This is a genomic window from Bradyrhizobium sp. 187, assembly GCF_023101005.1.
GTDB classification, from domain to species: Bacteria; Pseudomonadota; Alphaproteobacteria; order Rhizobiales; family Xanthobacteraceae; genus Bradyrhizobium; species Bradyrhizobium canariense_D.
On record NZ_CP064693.1, the window covers coordinates 3,748,885 to 3,769,964 of the forward strand.

A 21,080-nucleotide genomic window follows, 5' to 3' on the forward strand; every position below is an offset into this window, starting at 1 on the left:
ATCTTGGTAAGCTCGAACGCACTCAGGAACGGCCCTGAAATTCAAGAAACACCTGCAGGACAGCACCCTTTTGTATTTTCTCAGCTCTAAGATCGTCGCGCTTTGGGGGGCACATCGCAACTGCGGGACTGTCCCGCGGTTCCGCGTCCGGCTAGTATGAGGCGCACAATTTCGCCGAAAGCATCACTTGTGAACGAGTTGTCCAAAGCCCCCCGACGACCGCGCTGCGAATCGGCTAATCCGGCCGCGCGGCGGCGGTTCGATCTGCCCGGCGGGGGGTGGATGTGACACAACGTGTTCCGGCGATCGCCGTGCGGCGGTCACCAGGCGCGACGTCCCGGACGCGACGTGCGGCGCGCTGGCTTGCGGTCGCTTGCCTCGCCGCCGGTTCGGGCGCCTGCGTGCTGACGCAGGATCTTCCTGATCCCGCGCTCGACGTTCCCACGCAATACAAATATGCCGGGAAGGCCGATGCGCCGCCGTCGCTGGATTGGTGGCGCAGCTTCCGCTCCGCGGAGCTGACACAGCTGATGGAAGAGGCGCACACCGTCAACCTCGACATCGCCGCCGCCGTTTCGCGCATCGTCGAGGCCGACGCTCAGGCGCGGCAGGCGGGTGCGGCGCTGCTGCCGAGCCTGTCCGGCACCGGGCAGGAGGCCTATTCGCGCACCTCCGGTTCCTCCGCCTCGGGGCTAACCAATGGCGGCCGTGAGGTCGTCAACTACCAGGCTTCGCTGAGCGCGAGCTACCAGCTCGATTTCTGGGGCCAAAATCGCGACGCCCTGCAAACGGCGGAAGAGACGGCAAATGCCAACCGCTTCGATCGCGACGTCGTTGCGCTGACCACGCTTGCAGGCGTCGCTAACGCCTATTTCCAGGTGCTGGCCTCGCAGGATCGCATCAGGACCTCACAGCGCAACATCGCGAGCGCGCAACGCATCCTCGATGCCGTCAGGGAACGGCGCAAGGCCGGCACCGGCACCGACCTCGACGTCGCCCAGCAGGAGAGCGTGCTCGCAAACCAGAAGGCACTGGTGCCGCCGCTGCGCCAGACGCTCGACCAGAACGTCAATGCGCTTGCAGTCCTGGTGTCGCGGCCGCCGGAGAGCGTGCGCGTGCTCGGCGGCTCGCTGAACCGGATCGCGATTCCGCGCGTGACGCCGGGACTGCCGTCGGAGCTCCTGACGCAACGGCCCGACATCCGCAGGCAGGAGGCCCAGCTCGCCTCCGCGACAGCGAACGTCGGCAATGCCCGCGCGCAGTTCTTTCCGACCATCCAGCTCACCGGCAATGGCGGCTATCAAAGCTCGGCCCTGGTCTCGCTGTTCCAGCCGCATGCGGCGTTCTTCCAGCTCGTCGGCAGCGCGACGCAGCCGATCTTCGACGGTGGCAAGATCCTCGGCAATTTCGAATTTGCCAAGGCGCGGCAGGACGAATTGCTCCAGACTTACCGCAAGACCATCATCCAGTCCTTTGCCGATGTCGACAACGCGCTGTTTTCGATCAAGCAGACCACGATCAGGCTGCAATTGCAGCGTGACGTCCTCAACGCCTCCCGCCGCGCATTCGATCTCTCCGAGCAGCAGTTGCGCGCGGGCACGGCCGACATCGTCACCGTGCTCAATACGCAACTGACCCTGTTCCAGGCGGAAGACGCGCTGTCGCAGGCGCAACTTGCCCGCCTTCTTGCTATCGTCAGCCTGTATCAGGCGCTCGGCGGCGGCTGGGAGCCGAGGATGGAGAAACCGGTCAATGCTCTTTAAGCCGGATACCAAGCAAGGCGTGAAGGAGGGAACGGCGAAGAAGTCGCGCGGGCGCGGCTTCGTCATGACCCTGATCACGCTGGCGATCCTCGGCGGGCTCGGCTACTACGGCTGGACCACCTGGCACCAGCAGCCGCAGCAGGCGAACGGCCGCAATCAACGGCCGGATCTGCCGGTGCCGGTGCTGGCGGCGACGCCCCGCATCCAGGACGTTCCCGTCTATCTCGACGGCGTCGGTGCGATCCGCGCGCTCAACACCGTGACCGTCCGCTCGCAGGTCGACGGCAAGCTGATCGCGGTCAATTTCACCGAGGGACAGGACGTCAAGAAAGGCGACGTGGTCGGCGAGATCGACCCGGCGCTCTATCAGGCGACGTACGATCAGGCGGTCGCCAAGAAGGCGCAGGACCAGGCCCAGCTCGCCAACCAGCGTATCGACCTCACGCGCTACGAGCAGCTCGCCGCGTCCAACGCCGGATCCAAGCAGCAGGCCGACACCCAGCGCGCGCTGGTCGCGCAGACCGAGGCGCTGGTCAAGGCCGATCAGGCCGCGATCGACAATGCGGCGGCGACGCTGAGCTACACCAAGATCGTGGCGCCGATCTCGGGCCGCGCCGGCCTGCGCCAGGTCGATCAAGGCAACATCATCCACGCCTCCGACACCACCGGCCTCGTGGTGATCACGCAATTGCAGCCGATCGCGGTGTGGTTCAGCTTGCCCCAGCAGCAGATCATGCGGGTCAATGCCGCCGCGTCGAAGGGCGCGCTCGCGGTCGACGTGTTCGGCAATGATGGCCTCACAGTGATCGACACCGGAAAGCTCACCGGCATCGACAACCAGGTCGACCAGACCACCGGCACGCTCAGGCTCAAGGCCGAATTCCCCAACGCCAATTACCAGCTCTGGCCGGGCCAGTTCGTCAATGTCCGCCTCAAGGTCGAGACCCTGACCCAGGCACTGGTGGTGCCGACCTCGGCCGTGCAGCGCGGACCGATCGGCACCTTCAGCTATGTCATCGGCGAGGATAACATCGTCTCGGCCAAGCCGGTGACGGTGACGCAGCAGAACGAGCATGACGCCGTCATCGCCAGTGGCCTGTCGGCGACCGACAAGGTCGTCACGACGGGCTTTGCCAATCTGTCCGACGGCTCCAAGGTGGTCATCGGGCGCGACGATCAGACCCCGTCGGCCGATCTCGCGCCGCGCAAGCGCTCGCGCGGGCCGGATGGTCAAAAGAAGGACGGCGCAAAAGACGGCCAGAAGGACGGACAAGACAAGGACGGCGAGTTCCGCGCCAAGCGCAAGAGCAGCGAAGGCGACCAGAAGGGCCAGACCGGACCGGCACCAGGGCCTCCGTCAAGTCCGGGTGCATCGGGAAGTGGAGCTAAGCAGCCATGATCCCGACAACAGCCGCCTGAGCGGCAGGCGCATCCCATGGGCGTCTCCGAACCCTTCATCCGCCGTCCGATCGCGACCTCATTGCTCGGCATCGCGCTTCTGATTGGCGGGCTGCTCGGCTATTTCGCGCTGCCGGTGTCCGCGCTGCCGCAGGTCGATTTCCCGACCGTGCAGGTGACGACGCAATTGCCCGGCGCGAGCCCCGACGTGATCGCCTCGCTGATCACCGCGCCCTTGGAGCGGCAGCTCGGCCAGATCCCGTCGCTGTCGGCGATGAACTCGACGAGCTCGTTCGGCGTCAGCCAGATCTCGCTGCAGTTCGATCTCAACCGCGACATCGACGGTGCCACCCAGGACGTCCAGGCTGCGATCAACGCGGCGGCCGGCGTGCTGCCCAAGACGCTGCCTTATCCGCCGACCTACGCCAAGGTGAACCCGGCCGATGCGCCGGTGATGACGTTGGCGCTGCGCTCCGACACAATCTCATTGCGGGCGATGAGCGACATCGCCGATACGCTTCTGGCGCAGCGGCTGAGCCAGATTTCCGGCGTCGGGCGCGTCTCTGTGCTCGGCGGACTGAAGCCAGCCGTCCGCATCCAGGCGGATCTCGCGCGGCTCGCCGCCTATGGCATAGCCATGGAAGACCTGCGCACCGCGATCGCCAGTGCCAACGTCTCCGGGCCGAAAGGCTCGCTCGACGGCGCGCAGCAATCCTACATCATCGCCGCCAACGACCAGATCGCCGCCGCCGACGCCTACAAGCCTGTCATCATCGCCTACCGCAACGGCTCGCCGGTCACGATCGCCGACGTCGCCCAGATCGTCGATGGGCTCGAGAACGACCGCACCGGCGGCTGGTACCAGGGCTCGCCCGCCGTCATCATCGACATCCAGCGTCAGCCCGGCGCCAATGTGATCGACGTCGTCAGCCAGATCCGGGCGGAAATCCCAAAGGTCCAGCGCGCTATTCCGGCCGGCGTGAACCTCACCATCGTCTCCGACCGCACCGTCACCATCCGTGCCTCGGTGCGCGACGTGCAGTTCACGCTGATCCTCAGCGTCGTGCTGGTGACGCTGGTGGTGCTGCTGTTCCTGCGTTCGCTACGCGCCACGCTGATCGCCGGCGTGGCGCTGCCGCTGTCGCTGATCACGAGCTTCGGCATCATGTATTTTGCCGGCTTCAGCCTCGACAATCTGTCGCTGATGGCGCTCACCATCGGCACCGGCTTCGTCGTGGACGACGCCATCGTGATGATCGAGAACATCGTCCGCCACATGGAAAACGGCGACAGCGCGATGGAGGCTTCGCTGAAGGGCGCCAGCGAGATCGGCTTCACCGTGATTTCGCTGACGGTATCGCTGATTGCGGTGTTCATCCCGCTGTTGTTCATGTCGGGCCTTGTGGGCCGCATGTTCCGCGAATTCGCGCTGACCCTGACGATCGCGGTCGTGACCTCCGCCGTGGTGTCGCTGACGCTGACGCCGATGATGTGCTCGCGCCTGCTGAAGCATGCCCATGAAGAGCTGGCAGTGCCGGGTCTTGCCGCGGTCAGCCGCTTCATCGACCGCACCGTCGGGTTCTATCACCGCACGCTGCTCTGGGTGCTGGAGCGCCAGCGCGCGACACTGGTCGTGACTTTCGCCACGCTGATCGCGACCCTGGCGCTCTATGTCGTCGCGCCAAAGGGCTTCCTGCCGCTGCAGGACACCGCCTCGATCACGGCGGTGACCGAAGCCGGTCCCGACGTCTCGTTTGCGGAGATGCAGAAGCGGCAGGCCGAGGCGGCCGACGCCATCAAGGCCGATCCCGATGTGACCGGCGTGGTCTCGGTGATCGGTGCAGGCTCGGTCAATCCGACCACCAATGTCGGCCGTCTTGTCATGACGCTGAAACCTCGCGGCGAGCGGCGCGACGATGTCAGCGTCGTCATCACCCGCCTGAAGGGGCGGGTGGCCGCCATCCCCGGCATGACCGTCTATTTCCAGCCGGTGCAGGACGTGCAGATCTCGACCCAGTCGAGCCGTTCGCAATACCAGTACACGCTGACCGGCACCGACGCCGCTTTGGTGTCGGAATGGGCGCGCAAGCTGGTTGCCGAAATGCGGCGCGATCCGCTGTTCCGCGACGTCTCCTCGGAAGCGCAGGAAGGCGGTCTGCGGGCGCAGCTCACGGTCGACCGCACCCGCGCCGGCCAGCTCGGCGTCAGCCTTCAGGGCATCACCGACACGCTCAACGACGCCTTCGCGCAGCGCCAGATCTCGACCATCTACGGCCAGGCCAACCAGTACCGCGTGGTGCTGGAAGCGCTGCCGATGTACCAGCGCGATCCCTCGATCCTGTCGAAGCTTTATCTGCCGGGCGCGGCGAGCGCGACCGCCGGTGCGCCCAACGCGCAGGTGCCGCTCTCCGCCGTGGCGACGCTGACGCGCACCACCGCGCCGCTCGCGATTTCGCACCAGGCGCAATTCCCGTCGATCTCGCTCAGCTTCAACCTCGCGCCGGGCGCGGCGCTTGGCGATGCCGTCGAGGCCGTGAAGACCATCGAGACCCGGATCGAGATGCCCAACAGCATCGTCGGCGTCTATGCCGGCGACGCCGCCGAATTCGCCAAGGCACTCGCCGGCCAGCCCTGGCTGCTGCTGGCCGCGGTGATCACGATCTATATCGTGCTCGGCGTGCTCTACGAGAGCTACATCCATCCGATCACGATCCTCTCGACGCTGCCGTCCGCCGGCGTCGGCGCGATCCTGGCGCTGATGCTGTGCGGGCAGGATCTCTCGGTGATCGGGCTGATCGGCATCATCCTGTTGATGGGCATCGTCAAGAAGAACGCGATCATGATGATCGACTTCGCGCTCGAGGCCGAGCGCGGGCAGGGGATGTCGCCGAACGAGGCGATCGTACAGGCTTGTCTGCTGCGCTTCCGTCCGATCATGATGACGACGCTGGCCGCCCTGTTCGGTGCGCTGCCGCTGGCGATCGAGAGCGGCACCGGCGCCGAGCTGCGCTTCCCACTCGGCATCTCCATTATCGGCGGCCTGCTGCTCAGCCAATTGCTCACGCTCTACACCACGCCGGTGATCTATCTCGCCCTCGACCGCATCAACCGCCGCCTCGAGCAGGCGCTGCCGCCGGCCGAATCCGGCGGTCCGCCCGTCGCGGGCGCGACCGAGGGGATGCAGTGATGGCATCGATCTCGGAGCCCTTCATCCGCCGCCCGGTCGCGACCACGCTGCTGTCGATCGGGTTGTTCCTGCTGGGTATCGTGGCTTACGAGTTCCTCCCCGTTGCCTCGGTTCCGAACATCGATTTTCCCGCCATCTTCGTCTCGGCCAGCCGTCCTGGCGCCGACCCGTCCGTCATGGCCGCGACGGTTGCCTCGCCGCTGGAGCGGCGGCTCGGCGAGATCGCGGGCATCAGCCAGATCACCTCGACTTCGTCACTCGGCACGACCAGCATCCAGCTCCAGTTCGACATCGGCCGCAACGTCGACAAAGCCGCCCGCGACGTGCAGGCGGCAATCAATGCGTCGCTGGTCGACCTGCCGAGCGATTTGCCGACGCTGCCGCGCTTCCGCAAGGCGAACACCGCAGGCGCGCCGGTCTTCGTGCTGGCGCTGACCTCGAAGACGCTGTCCGCCAGCGCGGTCTACGACGTCGCCGACACCGTGCTGGCGCAGCGCATCTCGCAGGTGCCGGGGGTGGGCAATGTGACGATCTCGGGTGCCGACCAGCCGGCGGTCAGGATTCAGCTCAATCCTGTCGCGCTGTCCAATGCCGGCATCGCCACCGACGACGTGCGAACTGCGATTATCAACGCCAACCCGCTCGGTCCGGTCGGCATCTTCAACGGCGAGCGCCAGAGCGAGACGCTGTCGCTCAACAAGCAGATGCGGACGGCGAAAGAGTTCCGCGACATCGTCATCAAGAGCGCGAAGGGCAATTTCGTCCGGCTCTCCGATGTTGCCGACATCGAGGACTCCGTCCGTAACGCCCGTTCCATCGCCTGGTTCAACAAGCAGCCGGCTGTGCTGATCCAGATCACCAAGCAGGGCGATGCCAACGTCATCGATACCGTCGACCGGGTGAAGGCGCTGATCCCCGCGCTGAAGCAGTGGATCCCGGCCGGGGTCGATATCTCCACCTTGGTCGACCGCACCAGTACGATCCGCGCCAGCGTGCTCGACATGCAGTGGACCTTGCTCGCGACTGCCATTCTCGTGATGGTCGTCGTGTTCGTATTCCTGCGACGGCTCACGCCGACGATCGCAGCCGGAATCTCGGTGCCGCTGGCGCTGGCCGGAACCTGCGCCGGCATGTGGGTCGCGGGCTTCTCGATCGACAATCTTTCGCTCATGGCGCTGGCGATCTCCGTTGGCTTCGTGGTCGACGACGCCATCGTCATGATCGAGAACATGTACCGCAATCTCGAGCACGGCATGCGCCCGCTCCAGGCGGCATTGGACGGCGCCCGGCAGATCGGCTTCACCGTCGTGTCGATCAGCCTGTCGCTGATCGCGGCCTTCACGCCGCTGATCTTCATGGATGGCGTCGTCGGCCGGCTGCTGCGCGAGTTCTCCCTGACATTGACCTTCGCCATCCTGGTCTCGACCCTGGTGTCGCTGACGGTGACGCCGATGATCTGCGCCCATTACATCCGCCAGACCACGTCTGGCACGGCGACCCTGTTCGACCGGATCATCGAGGGCTCGCTGTCGCGCATCGTCGCGTTCTACACCCGCACCTTGCGCACCGTGCTGGAATATCCGCTGCTGACGCTGCTGGTGTTCTTCGCCACCATCGGCCTAACAATTACGCTCTACATCAAGATCCCTAAGGGCTATTTCCCGACCGACGATTCCGGCTTCGTCATCGGGGCGACGCGCGCCTCGGCCGACATCTCGTTCCAGTCGATGCTGAGCCTGCAGCAGCGGCTCGCCGACATCGTGATGCAGGATCCGGCAGTGGCCGGCATCGGCTCCACCGTCGGCAGCGGCGGCGGACCGGGCGGCGCGACCTCCAATCGCGGCACCATGTTCATCAGCCTGAAGCCGCCGGAGGAGCGCGACCACGTCTCGACCCAGGTGGTGATCGACCGTCTCAGGCGGGCGTTATACCCGGTGCCCGGCATCCGCCTGTTCATGTTCGCCGCCCAGGACGTGCGCGCCGGCGGACGGCAGAGCGATTCCGACTACCAATACACGCTGACCAGCACCGACCTCGGCCTGTTGCAAAAGTGGGCGCCGATCGTGGCCAAGCGCATGGAGAGCGTCGAAGGCATCACCGACATCTCCAGCGACCGCGATCCCGGCGGGCTTCAATTGACCTTGTCGATCGACCGCCAGAAGGCCTCCGCACTCGGCGTCCGCGTCCAGGATATCGACAACGCGCTCAACAACGCGTTCTCGCAGCGGCAGATCGGGATCATCTACACCCAGCGCAACCAGTACATGACCGTGCTGGAGATCGACCCGAAATTCCAGGTCGACCCCTCCAACCTCGATCGCATCTATGTCGCCGGCGCGGGCGACGCGCAGGTGCCGCTGTCGGCCGTGGTGCATGCGACGCGCGGGCTCGCCGCGCTCGCGGTCTATCATTCGCAGTCGTTCCCATCGACCACGGTGTCGTTCAACCTGTTGCCGGATGTGCAGATCCAGGCCGCAACGCAGAACATCCAGCGCGCGGTCGAGGAGCTGCACATGCCGGAAGGCATTCGCGGCAGTTTTGATGGCAATGCTGGCGATTTCGCCAAGACCAGCGGCCGCCAGCCGCTCCTGATCCTCGGCGCGCTGGTGGCGATGTATATCGTGCTCGGCGTGCTCTACGAGAGCCTCGCCCATCCGCTCACGATCATCTCGACGCTACCCTCGGCGGGACTTGGCGCGCTGCTGGCCTTGCAGCTCACCAACACGCCACTGACCGTGATCGCCTTCGTTGGCATCATCCTGTTGATCGGCATCGTCAAGAAGAATGGCATCATGATGGTGGATTTCGCGCTCGATGCCGAGCGCCAGCGCGGCCTGTCGTCGGCGGAGGCGATCTTCGAGGCCTGCCAGGCGCGCTTCCGGCCGATCCTGATGACGACGATGGCGGCGCTGTTCGCCGGCATTCCGCTGGTGGTCGCGACCGGGCCCGGCACGGAACTCCGCCGTCCGCTCGGCATCACCATCATCGGCGGGCTGTTCGTCTCGCAGATCCTGACGCTCTACACCACGCCCGTGATCTACCTGCTGGTCGACCGCCTGCGCCGCCGCTCCGAACCGCGCCCGCTGGCCGCGCCGGCGGAATAGGCGGGTTGTTGAACCGCCGTGCAGAGCGTATAGCGGCGACTATGTCGAACCCCACCGCCGCCGCGCCGGCCGATCCGATCCCCGAATGCCCGCACTGCCAGAAGCCGATGCCGTTGTGCATCTGCGACAGCGTCACGCCCATCAAGAACCGGCTCTCGCTCCTGATCCTTCAGCATCCGCAGGAGCAGGACAGGGCGCTCGGCACTGCGCGGCTGCTTGCGAAGCATTTCGCCGGTGCCACGCTGCGGGTCGGCCTGTCCTGGCCGAGCCTGTCGAAAGCGCTGGGGCAACCCATCGAGAACGCCTCGCACTGGGCGGTGCTCTATCTCGGCTCGGCGCACGCCACCGATCTCGAGGCCGAGGGCGAAATCCTGGCTCTCAACCGCAAGAGCGAGGTCGCGGACAACCAGCGCGCGCGCCTCGGCAAGCTCGAAGGTGTGGTGCTGCTCGACGGCACCTGGAGCCAAGCCAAGGCCCTGTGGTGGCGCAACCCGTGGATGCTGAAATGCCAGCGCGTCATCCTGAACCCGACCACCCCATCGCGGTACGGGCGCCTGCGCAAGGAGCCTCGGAAGGACGGACTGTCGACCATCGAGGCTGCGGCGACGATCCTCTCCGCTCTGGAGAAGCGCCCGGACATCGCCGAGACGCTGAATGCCAGCTTTGAACGGATGTTAACCCGCTACCGCGAGGTCCAGACCGAGATGCCCGAATTGGCGCCAAAGCCGCCGGTGAAGGACCGCCGGCGCGGTGTCCGGCGGGTCAAGCGAGCCTGACTCCGGTCCGGATCATCCGTACGGCCGATTGTCCCGCGAGAGGCGGGCGGATAGAGACCGTCGGCCAATAGGCCGCTATCTGCTATGCTCTCGCACGATCGGAACGCCGGAAACGAAGGGGCCGTCGCATTCAGCTTGCAGCCAAGGAGATCCTTGCCCAGGCGGCGCGGTTCGATCGTTGGGGCACGCTTGCCCTGATGGACGTTTCGCTGCGCTATCGGCGTACCGTGATCGGCCCGCTCTGGATCACACTGACGCTCGCGGCGACCATTGCCAGCGTCGGCACGGTCTATGCGGCACTGTTCAGACAGGACATCACGAGCTTTCTGCCGCACTTTGCCGTCGGCCTGATCGTCTGGACGCTGATCGCGACGACGCTCCAGGAAGGTTCCCACATCTTCGTGGCATCAGGCCATTTGATCAAGGCGGTGCCGGCGCCGCTGATCGTGCACGTGCTCCAGATGATGGCGCGCAACGTCCTCATCTTCGCGCATCATCTGGTGATCGTCGTCCTGCTCTATCTCCTGATGCCGTGGCCGCTGCATGGGAGCATGCTGCTCGCGGTACCGGGCTTCGCGATCCTGCTCACTGTGCTGCTGGGTGGCTCGGTCGCGCTCGGTATGCTCTGCGCGCGGTTTCGTGACATCGGCTCGGCGATCGTCAGCGGCCTGCAATTCGTCTTCTTCCTGACGCCGATCATCTGGACCGAAGACAGCGCGCGCGGCACCGCGTTTTATTGGCTGATCCGCGCCAATCCGTTCGCGACGCTGCTCGATCTGGTGCGCAGGCCGCTACTGTCGCAGTCGACCGATGCGGAGCAATGGCTCCTCGGGGTCATCTATGCGACCGTCGTGGCCGTCATCGGCCTCGGCTGCTACGCGAAATACCGCCATCGTGTGGCGTATTGGCTGTGAGGCACGAGATATGACCCCCGCAGCTCATATCGCGCTTCGCAACGTCTCGGTAAGGTTTCCGGTGCTGTCGTTCCGCGACCGCTCGCTGCGCAGCCGGTTCGTCAACGCGATGACACTGCGGCGGACCACGGCGACCCCGCACATCGTCTCCGCGTTGAATGACGTCAACCTCGACATCCGTGCCGGCGATCGCGTCGCCATCATCGGCGCCAATGGCGCCGGCAAGACCACGCTGCTGCGGGTGCTCGCCGGCATCTACCATCCGACGTCGGGCAGCGTGGACGTGCTGGGCCGCTGTCTGCCGCTGTTCGATCTCTCGGCCGGATTCGACGAGGAAGCGACCGGCTACGAGAACATCATGCGGCGTGGCCTCGTGATCGGCGCACGGCGCTCCGAGATCGACGCCAAGCGGGGGGAGATCGCCGCATTCACCGAACTGGGCGACCGGCTCGACCTGCCGCTGCGCACCTATTCCAGCGGCATGATGCTGCGCCTGATCTTTGCAGTCGCAACCGCCGTCGAGGGCGAGATCGTGCTGCTCGACGAATGGATCGGCGTCGGCGACCAGCAGTTCCGCAAGAAGGCGCGGCAGCGGCTCGACGAGATCGTTGTACGCGCCGGCATTCTGGTGCTCGCCTCGCACGACATCGAGTTGATCAAGAGCACCTGCAACCGCGCGATCCTGCTGGAGGAGGGGTGGATTGTGGCCGCCGGCGCGACCGATGAAATTCTCGGCCAATATCTCGGCGGCGCGAAGGCGTAGCTGGTCCGGTCGGGGTTGCCTAAACCTGTGATCCCCTATATTGCTCCGCCCTCGTTGGGGCCACGTGGCGGAGTGGTTACGCGCCGGTCTGCAAAACCGTTTACTCGGGTTCGAGTCCCGACGTGGCCTCCATCTCAACCTCCTGATATTTCAGCAATATTCGATCGTATCGCGGCTGCCATCGGCCCGCGCGGGCGATGCGTGCTGGCCGCGCACACCGGGTTTGCCCGGGGCCCGGCGGAAACCCGCCATTCAGCCCGCTGGCATAGTCTTCGCATCTGCGAAGTGATGCATCCCAACGATCGAGCGCTGGAGAGCACGTGAGCGAAACCGTCCGATTTGTCCCGAAATCCGAGCTGGAGCGGGCCCGCCTCATCCGCGAGGCCCGTGCGATCTATGACAGCATCTTTCCGCCGGCCGCACCCGACCAGGCGCCGCAGGACGGCGGAGAGCGGGTCAAGACCTGATCGCGATCACGCGGGATTTTCACCGCGTAGCTGCCATAGCAAAACGCCCGCGGAGCGCGGGCGCGTCGGCTCACGGTGAAATTGGCTTCAGCAGGCCGCGTACCAGCCGTCCGGGAAAGGCACCAAGGGCCAGGCGCCCTCATTGTCATTGGCGGCTTTGGGCTTCGCGGAGGCGTTGGGCTTCGCGTAATACGTCCACGAGCGCGGCACGAGATCCTCCCCCGGCACGAACGCCAGATCTTCATGGACCATGGCGTCCTGGACGGCATCCAGCAGCAAGTTGAATTCGGCTTCGCTCATCACACCCTCCGGACCGCGGATGGCGCAATATCGCAACGCCGGTTTGTTTCCCGGTTGAGCCGATCGATCGCATTTTAACGATCCGCCAATCGGGTCCCGATTGGTTAGCGATTGATGAAATCGCGTTGGGAAACTTAGGTTCCTGCCGGGGTGCCCGCAGTGTGAAGGATGTCACATCTTTCGCTGTTTATTTCTCCTACCCCTTTGCACACCGGCCAATACAGGCCGGTCGGGCAAAGCAGACGGGAGACTGGTCATGAAGGCGCGGTTCTTGCGATTTGCGGGCGTGAAAAGCCGGGCGCGCCGGGCCTCGACGGTCGGGCTGTTCCTGACGCTGTTTGCCTCCGCCGCCCATGCGCAGCAGGGAACACCCGAGCAGCGCCGGGCCTGTACCCCCGACGTCTACCGGCTCTGCGCCGGCGAAATCCCCAACGTCCGCGCCATCACGGCCTGCCTGCGCCGTAACAGGCCAAGCTTGAGTGAGGCTTGCCGCATCGTGTTCGATCAGGCCGGCGGCTGACATACCGGCCCTGTGGGTTTGTGCGCAGCAAGTGGCTCGCGCGGGCAGGCGAATCCGGCATAGTCGTCCTGTGGATACACCTGTGGGTATGCTGCGGACAGGCTGGGGACGGCGGGGGATGTGCTTCGGATGTCGGCCGCAGATGCGTCCTTTGATTGTCATATCTCTGTCAAATGACCTCACCGCATGATTCGCTGATCGTGCAGATCGCGGCGTCACGCAAGATCATGTGGTTTCCCCGAATTCGCAATTGCGCGCTACAGCGTCCCGCATTCACGAACAGTTTTTGAGCAGCTGCCTGCCCAAATGGCGGGCTCCCTCCATCCAATTTTTTGTACGCCCGCGGACAAGCTTTCCGGTCCGCTCTCCTCCTAGGCTCGCTTCCGCGATCTGGAACATGGCCATTGCCATGACAATTCGAAGGAGCTGGAGATGGAGAGACCCGTATTGCCCCAGGCGCGGGGGAACGCACGTGCATCGCTGTCTTGGCACAAGGCCGCGCTCGGCGCCGCGGTCACTTTCGGCGCGCTGGCAGCCGCGCCCCTGAGCGCGCAGGCTGCGGCGCCTGCGGCCTGCGCCGCGCTCCAGGACAAATATCCGGACTGGAAGGGCAAGACCCTCGTCAACGCCATCAACCCGCACACGCCGGGCTATGAGACCATCGATCCGAAGGATCCGAGCAAGTATATCGGCTTCGACATCGATCTCGGCGAAGCCATCGGCGAATGCCTCGGCTTCAAGTTGACCTACAAGCCGGTGACGTTCGCGGCGCTCCTGACGACGCTGGCCGCGGGACAAGCCGACATCGTGATTTCCGACATCTACGCCACCAAGGAGCGCGCCAAGGCCGCCGACTTCATCACCTATTCGAAAGTGTTCGACGGCGTGCTGGTCGCCAAGGGCAATCCGAAGGGCATCAACGGCATCAACATGTCGATGTGCGGCGCCGCTGCCGCTGAAAACACCGGCTATGTCGAGGTGCCGCTGATCCAGACGCTGATGCCTGAGTGCAAGAAGGCCGGCAAGGCCGAGCCGACCGTCCAGCTCTACGACAACAACGCCAACTGCATCCAGGCGATCCTCGCCGGTCGTGCCGACACCTATGTCAACGACGTCAACACCGTCGACAGCGCGGTGAAGGCCTATCCGGACAAGCTGGAGAAGGCGACCGCGGTGACGATCCCGTATTCGGTCGGCATCGCCGTCCCGAAGGACAAGCCTAAATTCCGCGACGCCGTGCTCGCAGCCCTGATCGAGGTGCAGAAGGCCGGCACGCATATGGAGCTTCTGAAGAAGCATGGGCTCGACGTGAACAACTTCAAGGAGCCTGACATTCTGACGGCCGACTGATGTCGCTATTCCTCCATTACCTGAGCATGCCGTATCTGCTCGAGGGCATCGAGCTCACCCTCGAGGTGACTGCCCTCGGGCTCGGCGGCGGATTGATCCTTGGATTGATCCTCGCCGGCATGCAGCTCTCCCGCTTCTGGCTGCTGGCGGCGATCGCCAGGGCCTACACCGTGATCTTCCGCGGCACGCCGCTGATCCTGCAAATGGTGTTCGCCTACGACGCGTTGCCGCATATCGGGATCAAGCTGCCGGCGGTGCTGGCCGCCGGCCTTGCGCTGGCCTGCAACGAGGCGCCGTTCATCGCCGAGATGCTGCGCGCCGGCGTGCTCGGTGTCGACCGCGGGCAGGTGACGGCCGGCCAGGCGCTCGGCATGACGCCGCGGATCCTGATGTGGCGGGTGATCGCGCCCCAGGCGATCCGCACCATGATCCCGGCCTTCGGCAACGAGGCCGTGAGTGCGCTGAAGAATTCGTCGCTCGCCTCCGTGGTCGCGGTCCAGGAGCTGACCCTGCGCTCGACCCAGCTTGCGTCCTCGACCTTCGACTTCTTCTCGATCTTCTTCGCCTCGGGCCTGCTATACCTGGTGCTGACCTTTGCCATCAGCATCATCCAGCTTTTCGTCGAATGGTTGCTCGATCTCGATCGTACCAAGGGCCGCCAGCGCAGGCTCGCCGATTACCTGCCCTGGCGTCGCGTCGACCTCGCCACCAAGCTCGAACTTGCCGCAGCGATCGTCGACGTCCAAGTGCCTGCACAGGCTGAGCTCACCGACACGCCACCGCTGGCCTTGACCCGCGAGGAACGCACCCGGCGCGCGGCGACGATTTCACGCAACAACATCGCGGTCGAGACCAAGGACCTCACCAAGAGCTACGGCGGGCAAAAGGTGCTTGCCGGCCTCGATCTCACCGTACGCGTCGGCGAGGTCGTCGCGCTGCTCGGGCCCAGCGGCTCCGGCAAGAGCACGCTGCTCCGCTGCATCAATCATCTCGAAAGCTGGGACGGAGGCACGGTGCGTGTCGGCGGCCGCCGCCTCGGTTTTGGCGACGACGGCAAGCTGCTGCCGCCCCGCGCGATCGCCAATGAGCGGGCAAGCGTGGGCGTCGGCATGGTGTTCCAGCAATTCAATTTGTTTGCCCATCTCTCGGCCAAGGAGAACATCGCCGGGCCCTTGCGCTGGGTGCACGGCATGACCCGCATTGATGCCGATCGCCGCGCCGCCGAGCTGCTCGAGCGGGTCGGGCTGTCGCACCGCGCCGACGCGCTGCCGCGGCATCTCTCCGGCGGCCAGCAGCAGCGCGTCGCGATCGCCCGAGCGCTCGCCCCGAACCCCAGCGTGCTGCTCCTGGACGAGCCGACCTCGGCGCTCGATCCCGAGCTCGTCAGCGAGGTGCTGGAGGTGATCCGGCGGCTCGCCGTCGATGACGGCCTCACCATGATCATCTCGACGCACCAGATCCGCTTCGCCGACGAGGTCGCCGACCGCGTCGCGTTCCTGAGCGGCGGCACGATCATCGAGGAGGGGCCCGCGCACGAGGTGCTCTCCAACCCCCGCAATCCGCTGACCGCGCGTTTCCTCAGCGTGATGGAAGCCGACAAAACTCCGGAGGTGGTGCGATGAGAGCCGCACCCACACCGTTCAAGACCGCGTTTCCAGAAGAGGCCACCTCATGAAGCATGTCACGCTGCCGGTTTCGCCGAAGACCGTCCACTGGGGCTATTTCTCCAAGAAGGTCGCGCCGGCCCTGACCCTGCGCTCGGGGGATCGCGCCACCATCGAGACGCTGACCCATCACGCCAATGATGACTACGAGCGCATGATCCAGGGTGATCCCGGCGCCGAGAGCGTGTTCCAATGGACGCGCGAGCACAAGGCCGTCGGGCGGCGCGGTTCGGGCCCGACCGAAGGCCCGTTCATCCGCGGAGCAGGCGAGGGGATCGGCGTGCATCTCCTCACCGGTCCGGTCGCGATCGAAGGCGCCGAACCCGGCGACATCCTCGAAGTGCGCATCCTCGATATCCGGCCGCGGCCGAGCTGCAGCGCCTGTCATGCCGGGCGCTGCTTCGGCTCCAACATCGCCGCCAATTGGGGCTTTCACTATCACGATCTGATCGAGGAGCCGAAGCCGCGCGAGGTCGTCACCATCTTCGAGCTCGACACGTCAGGCGAGCCCTGCGCCAAAGCGGTCTACAACTACGTCTGGACGCCCCAGACCGACCCCGACGGCATCGTGCATCCGACCATCGATTATCCCGGCGTGCGCGTCGATCACGCCACCATCAAGAAGCGCGAGAACATCCTCACAAGCGTCAGGGTGCCGGCACGGCTGCATTTTGGCACCATGGGGCTCGCGCCGTCGGAGGCCGATTTCGTCAGCTCGATCCCGCCGAGCTATACCGGCGGCAACATCGACGACTGGCGCATCGGCAAGGGGGCGCGGATGTTCTATCCGGTCGCGATCCCCGGCGCCTATTTCTCGGTCGGCGATCCCCACGCCGCGCAAGGCGACAGCGAGCTTGGCGGCACCGCGATCGAAACCTCGCTGACCGGCGATTTCGAGTTCGTCCTGCACAAGAAGGCCGATCTCGCCGGCACCAGCCTCGAAGGTCTCGATCATCCGATGCTGGAGACCGATCAGGCGTGGTCGTTCTACGGCTTCACCTATCCGAACTACCTCGCCGCGCTCGGCGCCGACGCACAGACCGAGATTGCCAACCACTCGAGTCTCGACCGTGCGATGCGCGATGCGTTCCGCAAGCTCAGGAGGTTCCTGATGACCGTGCACGGTTTGAGCGAGGACGAGGCGATTTCGCTGCTATCGGTCGGCGCCGATTTCGGCGTCACCCAGGTGGTCGATGCCAATTGGGGAGTTCACGGCACGATCCGCAAAAACATCTTTCGGTGCGACTGATGGGCCGTAGCCCGGATGGAGCGCAACGCAATCCGGGTTTGTCACGCCGGACTCAAAAGGCCCCCGGATTACGCTTCGCTCCATCCAGGCTACACATCGTGCTCGACGTTGACATCGCGCTCCAACACTTTGAAGAACAGCTCATTTCCAGGATGAGGACGTGACAAAAGACCGTCATTTGCGGCCCCTCGCTGCGACGGATGACCACGTTCGTCTGGCACAGAGGTTGCTTCGATCCACTGCAATCTGGGTCGATCCGATGAGCTTCCGTCCTTTCACGAGCGAGTCCTACGCTCAAGACGACCGCCCCGAAGCCTGGCGGGACGTGCTCGCCGCGGTCGGCCTGCAGCCGGCGGCAGGCCATTGCTTCCTGGATGGGCACGCAACGGCGTCACATCGCCACGCCGCAGGCGTTGCGCTGACGCGCATGGCGGCCGGCGCCCAGACCATCGGTCCGCGTCCGCAGGCCAACGAAGACCTGCCGATTGCGCTGATGCCGGTCGAGGACGGCATGGTGCTCAAGAGCGCCGCCGGCCATCGCATCGTTCCGGTGGGCCATCTCGTGCTGCTGCCGCGGAGCGGGGACTGGAGCATCGTATTCCAGCGCGACATGCGCGCCGTCGTGCTGTCGGTGACCTCGGAGGCGCTGCACGGCCGCCTCTCGGGCAGGCCGCGGCTCGGCGAACCCAGGGTCGTTCCGCCCAGCGGCTTTGCCGATGTCTTCGCGCGCTTGATGGACGCGACCGCGCGCACGCTCGACACGCTGAGCGATGCCGAATGGAATGCGGTCACGCAGTCGCTCGTCGATCTGCTGCTGACACTCGCCCATCAATTGGCGGCTTCGACGTCCGACGCCGGATCGAGCGCGACGCAGTCGGCACTCCTGCACCGGATCTGCCAGACCATCGAACGCCGCCTCGACGATCCCGGACTGGTGCCGGCGCGCGTCGCGCAGGCCGAAGGGATTTCCGAGCGCTATCTGCAAAAGCTGTTCGAGACGGTCGGCGACAACTTTACTCATTACGTTCGCGAGCGGCGGCTGCAGCGCGCCTGGGCCGATCTGTCCAATCCGTCCGAGGCGCATCGCTCAATCTCGGAGATCGCCTACGCCTATGGGTTTGGCGATTCCGCGCATTTCAGCCGCGCCTTCCGCCATCGCTTCGGGCTGCCGCCGCGCGAGTTTCGCCAGCAGGAAGCGGAGCGGGCGACGACCCAGCAGGGGATAGCCGGTCAGCGCGGCTGGCCGCAGGATGCGCTGGCGCAGCTTCGCGTGCACCCGGCGAGCGCCGAGGCGCGCGGCAATCTCGCCCGAACCGACATCGACGAGCCGAGAACGGCCGAACGCAAGCATCATCATCTTCCGATCGAAGCCCACCGTGTTCATTGGGGATATTTCAGTCGCGCGTTACAGCCGCAGCTCGAGATCAATTCGGGTGATACGATCACGATCGAAACGCTAACGCAGCATGCCTCCGATGATCCTGAGCTGATGATCGCGGGCGATACCGCCGCCGAAAGTGTATTCGGTTGGACCAAGGCGAGGAAGAACGTGGATCGCCGCGGCGCGGGTCCGATGGATGCCAGCATATTCGGGCGCGGCGCCGGCGAAGGCTTTGGCGTGCACATCTGCACGGGGCCCGTGTCGGTGAAGGACGCCCAGCCCGGCGACGTGCTGGAAGTCCGGATCCTCGACATCGTACCGCGCACAAGTCGTCATCCGAAACATTCAGGGCGCGTGTTCGGCTCCTCGGTCGCGGCCTGGTGGGGCTATCATTACGACGAATTTCTTTCAGGACCGAAGCCGCGCGAGGTCGTGACGATCTACGAAATCCTGGACGATACCGATGCGCCGCATGCCCGCGCGCTGTATTCCTACCGCTGGGAGCCGCAGACCGACCCGTTTGGCGTGGTGCACGCCACCTACGACTATCCCGGCGTTCCGGTCTTGCCCGGCACCGTGAAGCGCCGCCACGCCGTGCTCGACGGCATCCGCATTCCCTTGCGCCCGCATTTCGGCGTGATCGCGGTGGCGCCGCGCGAGGTCGATTTCATCGACTCCGTGCCGCCGTCCTATTTCGGCGGCAATCTCGACAATTGGCGCTTGGGGAAGGGGGCGACCGTCTATCTTCCGGTCTCCGTTCCCGGCGCATTGTTATCGGTCGGCGATCCCCATGCCACGCAAGGCGACGGCGAATTGAGCGGCACCGCGATTGAATGCTCGATGACCGGAACCTTCGAGGTGATCCTGCACAAGAAGGCCGACCTCTCCGGCCAACCCTTCGCCGATCTCTCTTATCCCCTGATCGAAACCGAATCTGATTGGGTCCTGACCGGATTCAGCCATCCCAACTACCTCGCCGAGTTCGGCGCTCAGGGCCAGAGCGAGGTTTACGCAAAGTCCTCGCTCGATCTCGCCATGAAAGATGCGTTTCGCAAGATGCGACGCTTCCTGATGAACGTGAAGGGGTTGAGCGAGGACGAGGCGATCGCGCTGATGTCGGCCGCCGTCGACTTCGGCGTCACGCAGGTGGTCGACGGCAATTGGGGCGTGCACGCGATCATCAGCAAGCGCCTGTTTCTGGACGCGCCTTAAACCGAAGGATACTCCAGTGAAATTCCACATGATCAGCGGCGGACCCAAGCCGGTCGCGCCCTTCAGCCACGCGGTGGAGACCGACGGTTTTGTCTTTGTCACCGGCCAGATGCCGGACACGCCGCAAATCCCGGGCGTGCTGCCGGAGGGCATCGTGGCGCAGACGAGGGCGGTGATGGAGAATTTGAAGGTGGTGTTGGCGGGCCTCGATCTCGGTTTCGAGCACGTCGTGATGACACGCATCTATCTCACGCGTTTCAAGGAAGACTACACCGCGATGAACGAGACATATCGCGCGTTCTTTCCGCCCGACCGCCTGCCGGCCCGCACCTGCGTCGGTGTCACCGGGCTTGCCTACGACGCGCTGATCGAGATCGACCTGGTCTGCCGCCGGCCGTGAGGAGATGATCCGTAGCCCGGATGGAGCGAAGCGCAATCCGGGATTCGTTTAACGGATACAGGGTGCCGGATTACGCTTCGCTCCATCCGGGCTACAAGCCCTTGCGTTGCCCGACGGGCAAAACACCCAAACGACGGGTCAATCCGCTCGCGCGAAAAGATTCTACTTTACCGAAATTCGACTTTGGCGTATTCAGTCGCCACCTCATCCCTGTCAGCGGGGCGTATCGCGATCGTCACGAACGCGGGGTGAGCTGCGGTGGACGCTAGTCACATCGGCGCGAAGGGCTTTGCAGGGCGGGCAACCGTGAGCGAAGGCGTCGCGCACACGACCGGTGCTATTAGCGCACGGCAAAACCGTGTCGTCCTGACGCCCGGGGTCTGTGCGTCAAGTCTTGTGGTGATGTCGCTGCCCGACCGGGCACGCAGCATCAGCCATCCGCAAGGCGACGGGGGCAATAGTGCATCGCTCCCCGGGGAGAGCTCGGCATAAGCCGTCAAACCACTGCGCAGGGAAGGCCGTGTGTTGGGCTTCACCTGTATGCCGCTGTGCAGCCTCTTGTAGCGCAACCTTCGCACAGTGGACCGTGGGTGCCAGCCGGCACCCGGTCTTCCCTGCGCCCTCTGACGAGG

At 65.1% G+C, this 21,080-nt stretch carries 15 protein-coding genes and 1 tRNA gene; 15 read left to right on the plus strand and 1 reads right to left on the minus strand.

Annotated features, from left to right (window positions below; all coding sequences use genetic code 11):
• The first annotated feature begins 278 nt into the window (after nucleotides 1-278).
• The 9 genes from IVB19_RS17890 (at nucleotide 279) to IVB19_RS17930 (ending at nucleotide 12,372) form a co-directional block, all read left to right on the plus strand.
• A complete protein-coding gene (locus tag IVB19_RS17890) occupies nucleotides 279-1,763 on the plus strand; it encodes an efflux transporter outer membrane subunit (RefSeq protein WP_026233443.1) in 1,485 nt (494 codons plus the stop codon).
• On the plus strand, nucleotides 1,753-3,162 hold the full coding sequence (locus IVB19_RS17895; protein ID WP_247338011.1) for an efflux RND transporter periplasmic adaptor subunit: 1,410 nt from the start codon (nucleotides 1,753-1,755) through the stop codon (nucleotides 3,160-3,162). Before IVB19_RS17890 ends, IVB19_RS17895 begins: the two co-directional genes overlap by 11 nt.
• Nucleotides 3,163-3,198: 36 nt before the next feature.
• Nucleotides 3,199-6,348, plus strand: coding sequence for an efflux RND transporter permease subunit (locus tag IVB19_RS17900; RefSeq protein WP_018457799.1), 3,150 nt, complete (start codon nucleotides 3,199-3,201; stop codon nucleotides 6,346-6,348).
• Nucleotides 6,348-9,452 carry an efflux RND transporter permease subunit gene (locus IVB19_RS17905; protein WP_018457800.1) on the plus strand — a complete coding sequence of 1,035 codons (3,105 nt, stop codon included), beginning with the start codon at nucleotides 6,348-6,350 and terminating at the stop codon, nucleotides 9,450-9,452. The genes IVB19_RS17900 and IVB19_RS17905 overlap by 1 nt, the downstream gene beginning before the upstream one ends.
• 41 nt (nucleotides 9,453-9,493) lie before the next feature.
• A complete protein-coding gene (locus tag IVB19_RS17910; RefSeq protein WP_018457801.1) occupies nucleotides 9,494-10,228 on the plus strand; it encodes a tRNA-uridine aminocarboxypropyltransferase in 735 nt (244 codons plus the stop codon).
• A gap of 197 nt (nucleotides 10,229-10,425) precedes the next feature.
• A complete protein-coding gene (locus IVB19_RS17915; protein ID WP_085385242.1) occupies nucleotides 10,426-11,142 on the plus strand; it encodes an ABC transporter permease in 717 nt (238 codons plus the stop codon).
• A 10-nt stretch (nucleotides 11,143-11,152) separates the two neighbouring features.
• Entirely contained in the window at nucleotides 11,153-11,905 is a 753-nt protein-coding gene (locus tag IVB19_RS17920) for an ABC transporter ATP-binding protein (RefSeq protein WP_018457803.1), read from the plus strand.
• A 58-nt stretch (nucleotides 11,906-11,963) separates the two neighbouring features.
• Nucleotides 11,964-12,037: transfer RNA gene (locus IVB19_RS17925), tRNA-Cys, on the plus strand.
• A 188-nt stretch (nucleotides 12,038-12,225) separates the two neighbouring features.
• Entirely contained in the window at nucleotides 12,226-12,372 is a 147-nt protein-coding gene (locus IVB19_RS17930; RefSeq protein ID WP_018457804.1) for a hypothetical protein, read from the plus strand.
• A gap of 87 nt (nucleotides 12,373-12,459) precedes the next feature.
• On the opposite strand, the gene IVB19_RS17935 is transcribed toward IVB19_RS17930, so the two are convergent.
• The gene (locus IVB19_RS17935) at nucleotides 12,460-12,672 is read right to left on the minus strand and encodes a hypothetical protein (RefSeq protein ID WP_018457805.1); all 213 of its coding nucleotides are present in this window, start codon (nucleotides 12,670-12,672) and stop codon (nucleotides 12,460-12,462) included.
• A 256-nt stretch (nucleotides 12,673-12,928) separates the two neighbouring features.
• Here IVB19_RS17935 and IVB19_RS17940 point away from each other — a divergent pair, with 256 nt between their 5' ends.
• The 6 genes from IVB19_RS17940 (at nucleotide 12,929) to IVB19_RS17965 (ending at nucleotide 20,448) form a co-directional block, all read left to right on the plus strand.
• A complete protein-coding gene (locus IVB19_RS17940; RefSeq protein WP_018457806.1) occupies nucleotides 12,929-13,192 on the plus strand; it encodes a hypothetical protein in 264 nt (87 codons plus the stop codon).
• Between the two features lie 432 nt (nucleotides 13,193-13,624).
• Nucleotides 13,625-14,542: an ABC transporter substrate-binding protein gene (locus IVB19_RS17945; RefSeq protein ID WP_026233444.1), complete on the plus strand. Its 918-nt coding sequence runs from the start codon at nucleotides 13,625-13,627 to the stop codon at nucleotides 14,540-14,542.
• The gene (locus IVB19_RS17950; RefSeq protein WP_018457808.1) at nucleotides 14,542-16,164 is read left to right on the plus strand and encodes an amino acid ABC transporter permease/ATP-binding protein; all 1,623 of its coding nucleotides are present in this window, start codon (nucleotides 14,542-14,544) and stop codon (nucleotides 16,162-16,164) included. Before IVB19_RS17945 ends, IVB19_RS17950 begins: the two co-directional genes overlap by 1 nt.
• 49 nt (nucleotides 16,165-16,213) lie before the next feature.
• Nucleotides 16,214-17,455, plus strand: a complete 1,242-nt coding sequence (locus IVB19_RS17955) for an acetamidase/formamidase family protein (RefSeq protein ID WP_018457809.1) — start codon at nucleotides 16,214-16,216, stop codon at nucleotides 17,453-17,455.
• A gap of 259 nt (nucleotides 17,456-17,714) precedes the next feature.
• A complete protein-coding gene (locus IVB19_RS17960; protein WP_018457810.1) occupies nucleotides 17,715-20,048 on the plus strand; it encodes an acetamidase/formamidase family protein in 2,334 nt (777 codons plus the stop codon).
• Between the two features lie 16 nt (nucleotides 20,049-20,064).
• Complete coding sequence (locus tag IVB19_RS17965; RefSeq protein ID WP_026233445.1) at nucleotides 20,065-20,448, plus strand: RidA family protein; 384 nt, start codon at nucleotides 20,065-20,067, stop codon at nucleotides 20,446-20,448.
• Nucleotides 20,449-21,080: the final 632 nt, after the last annotated feature.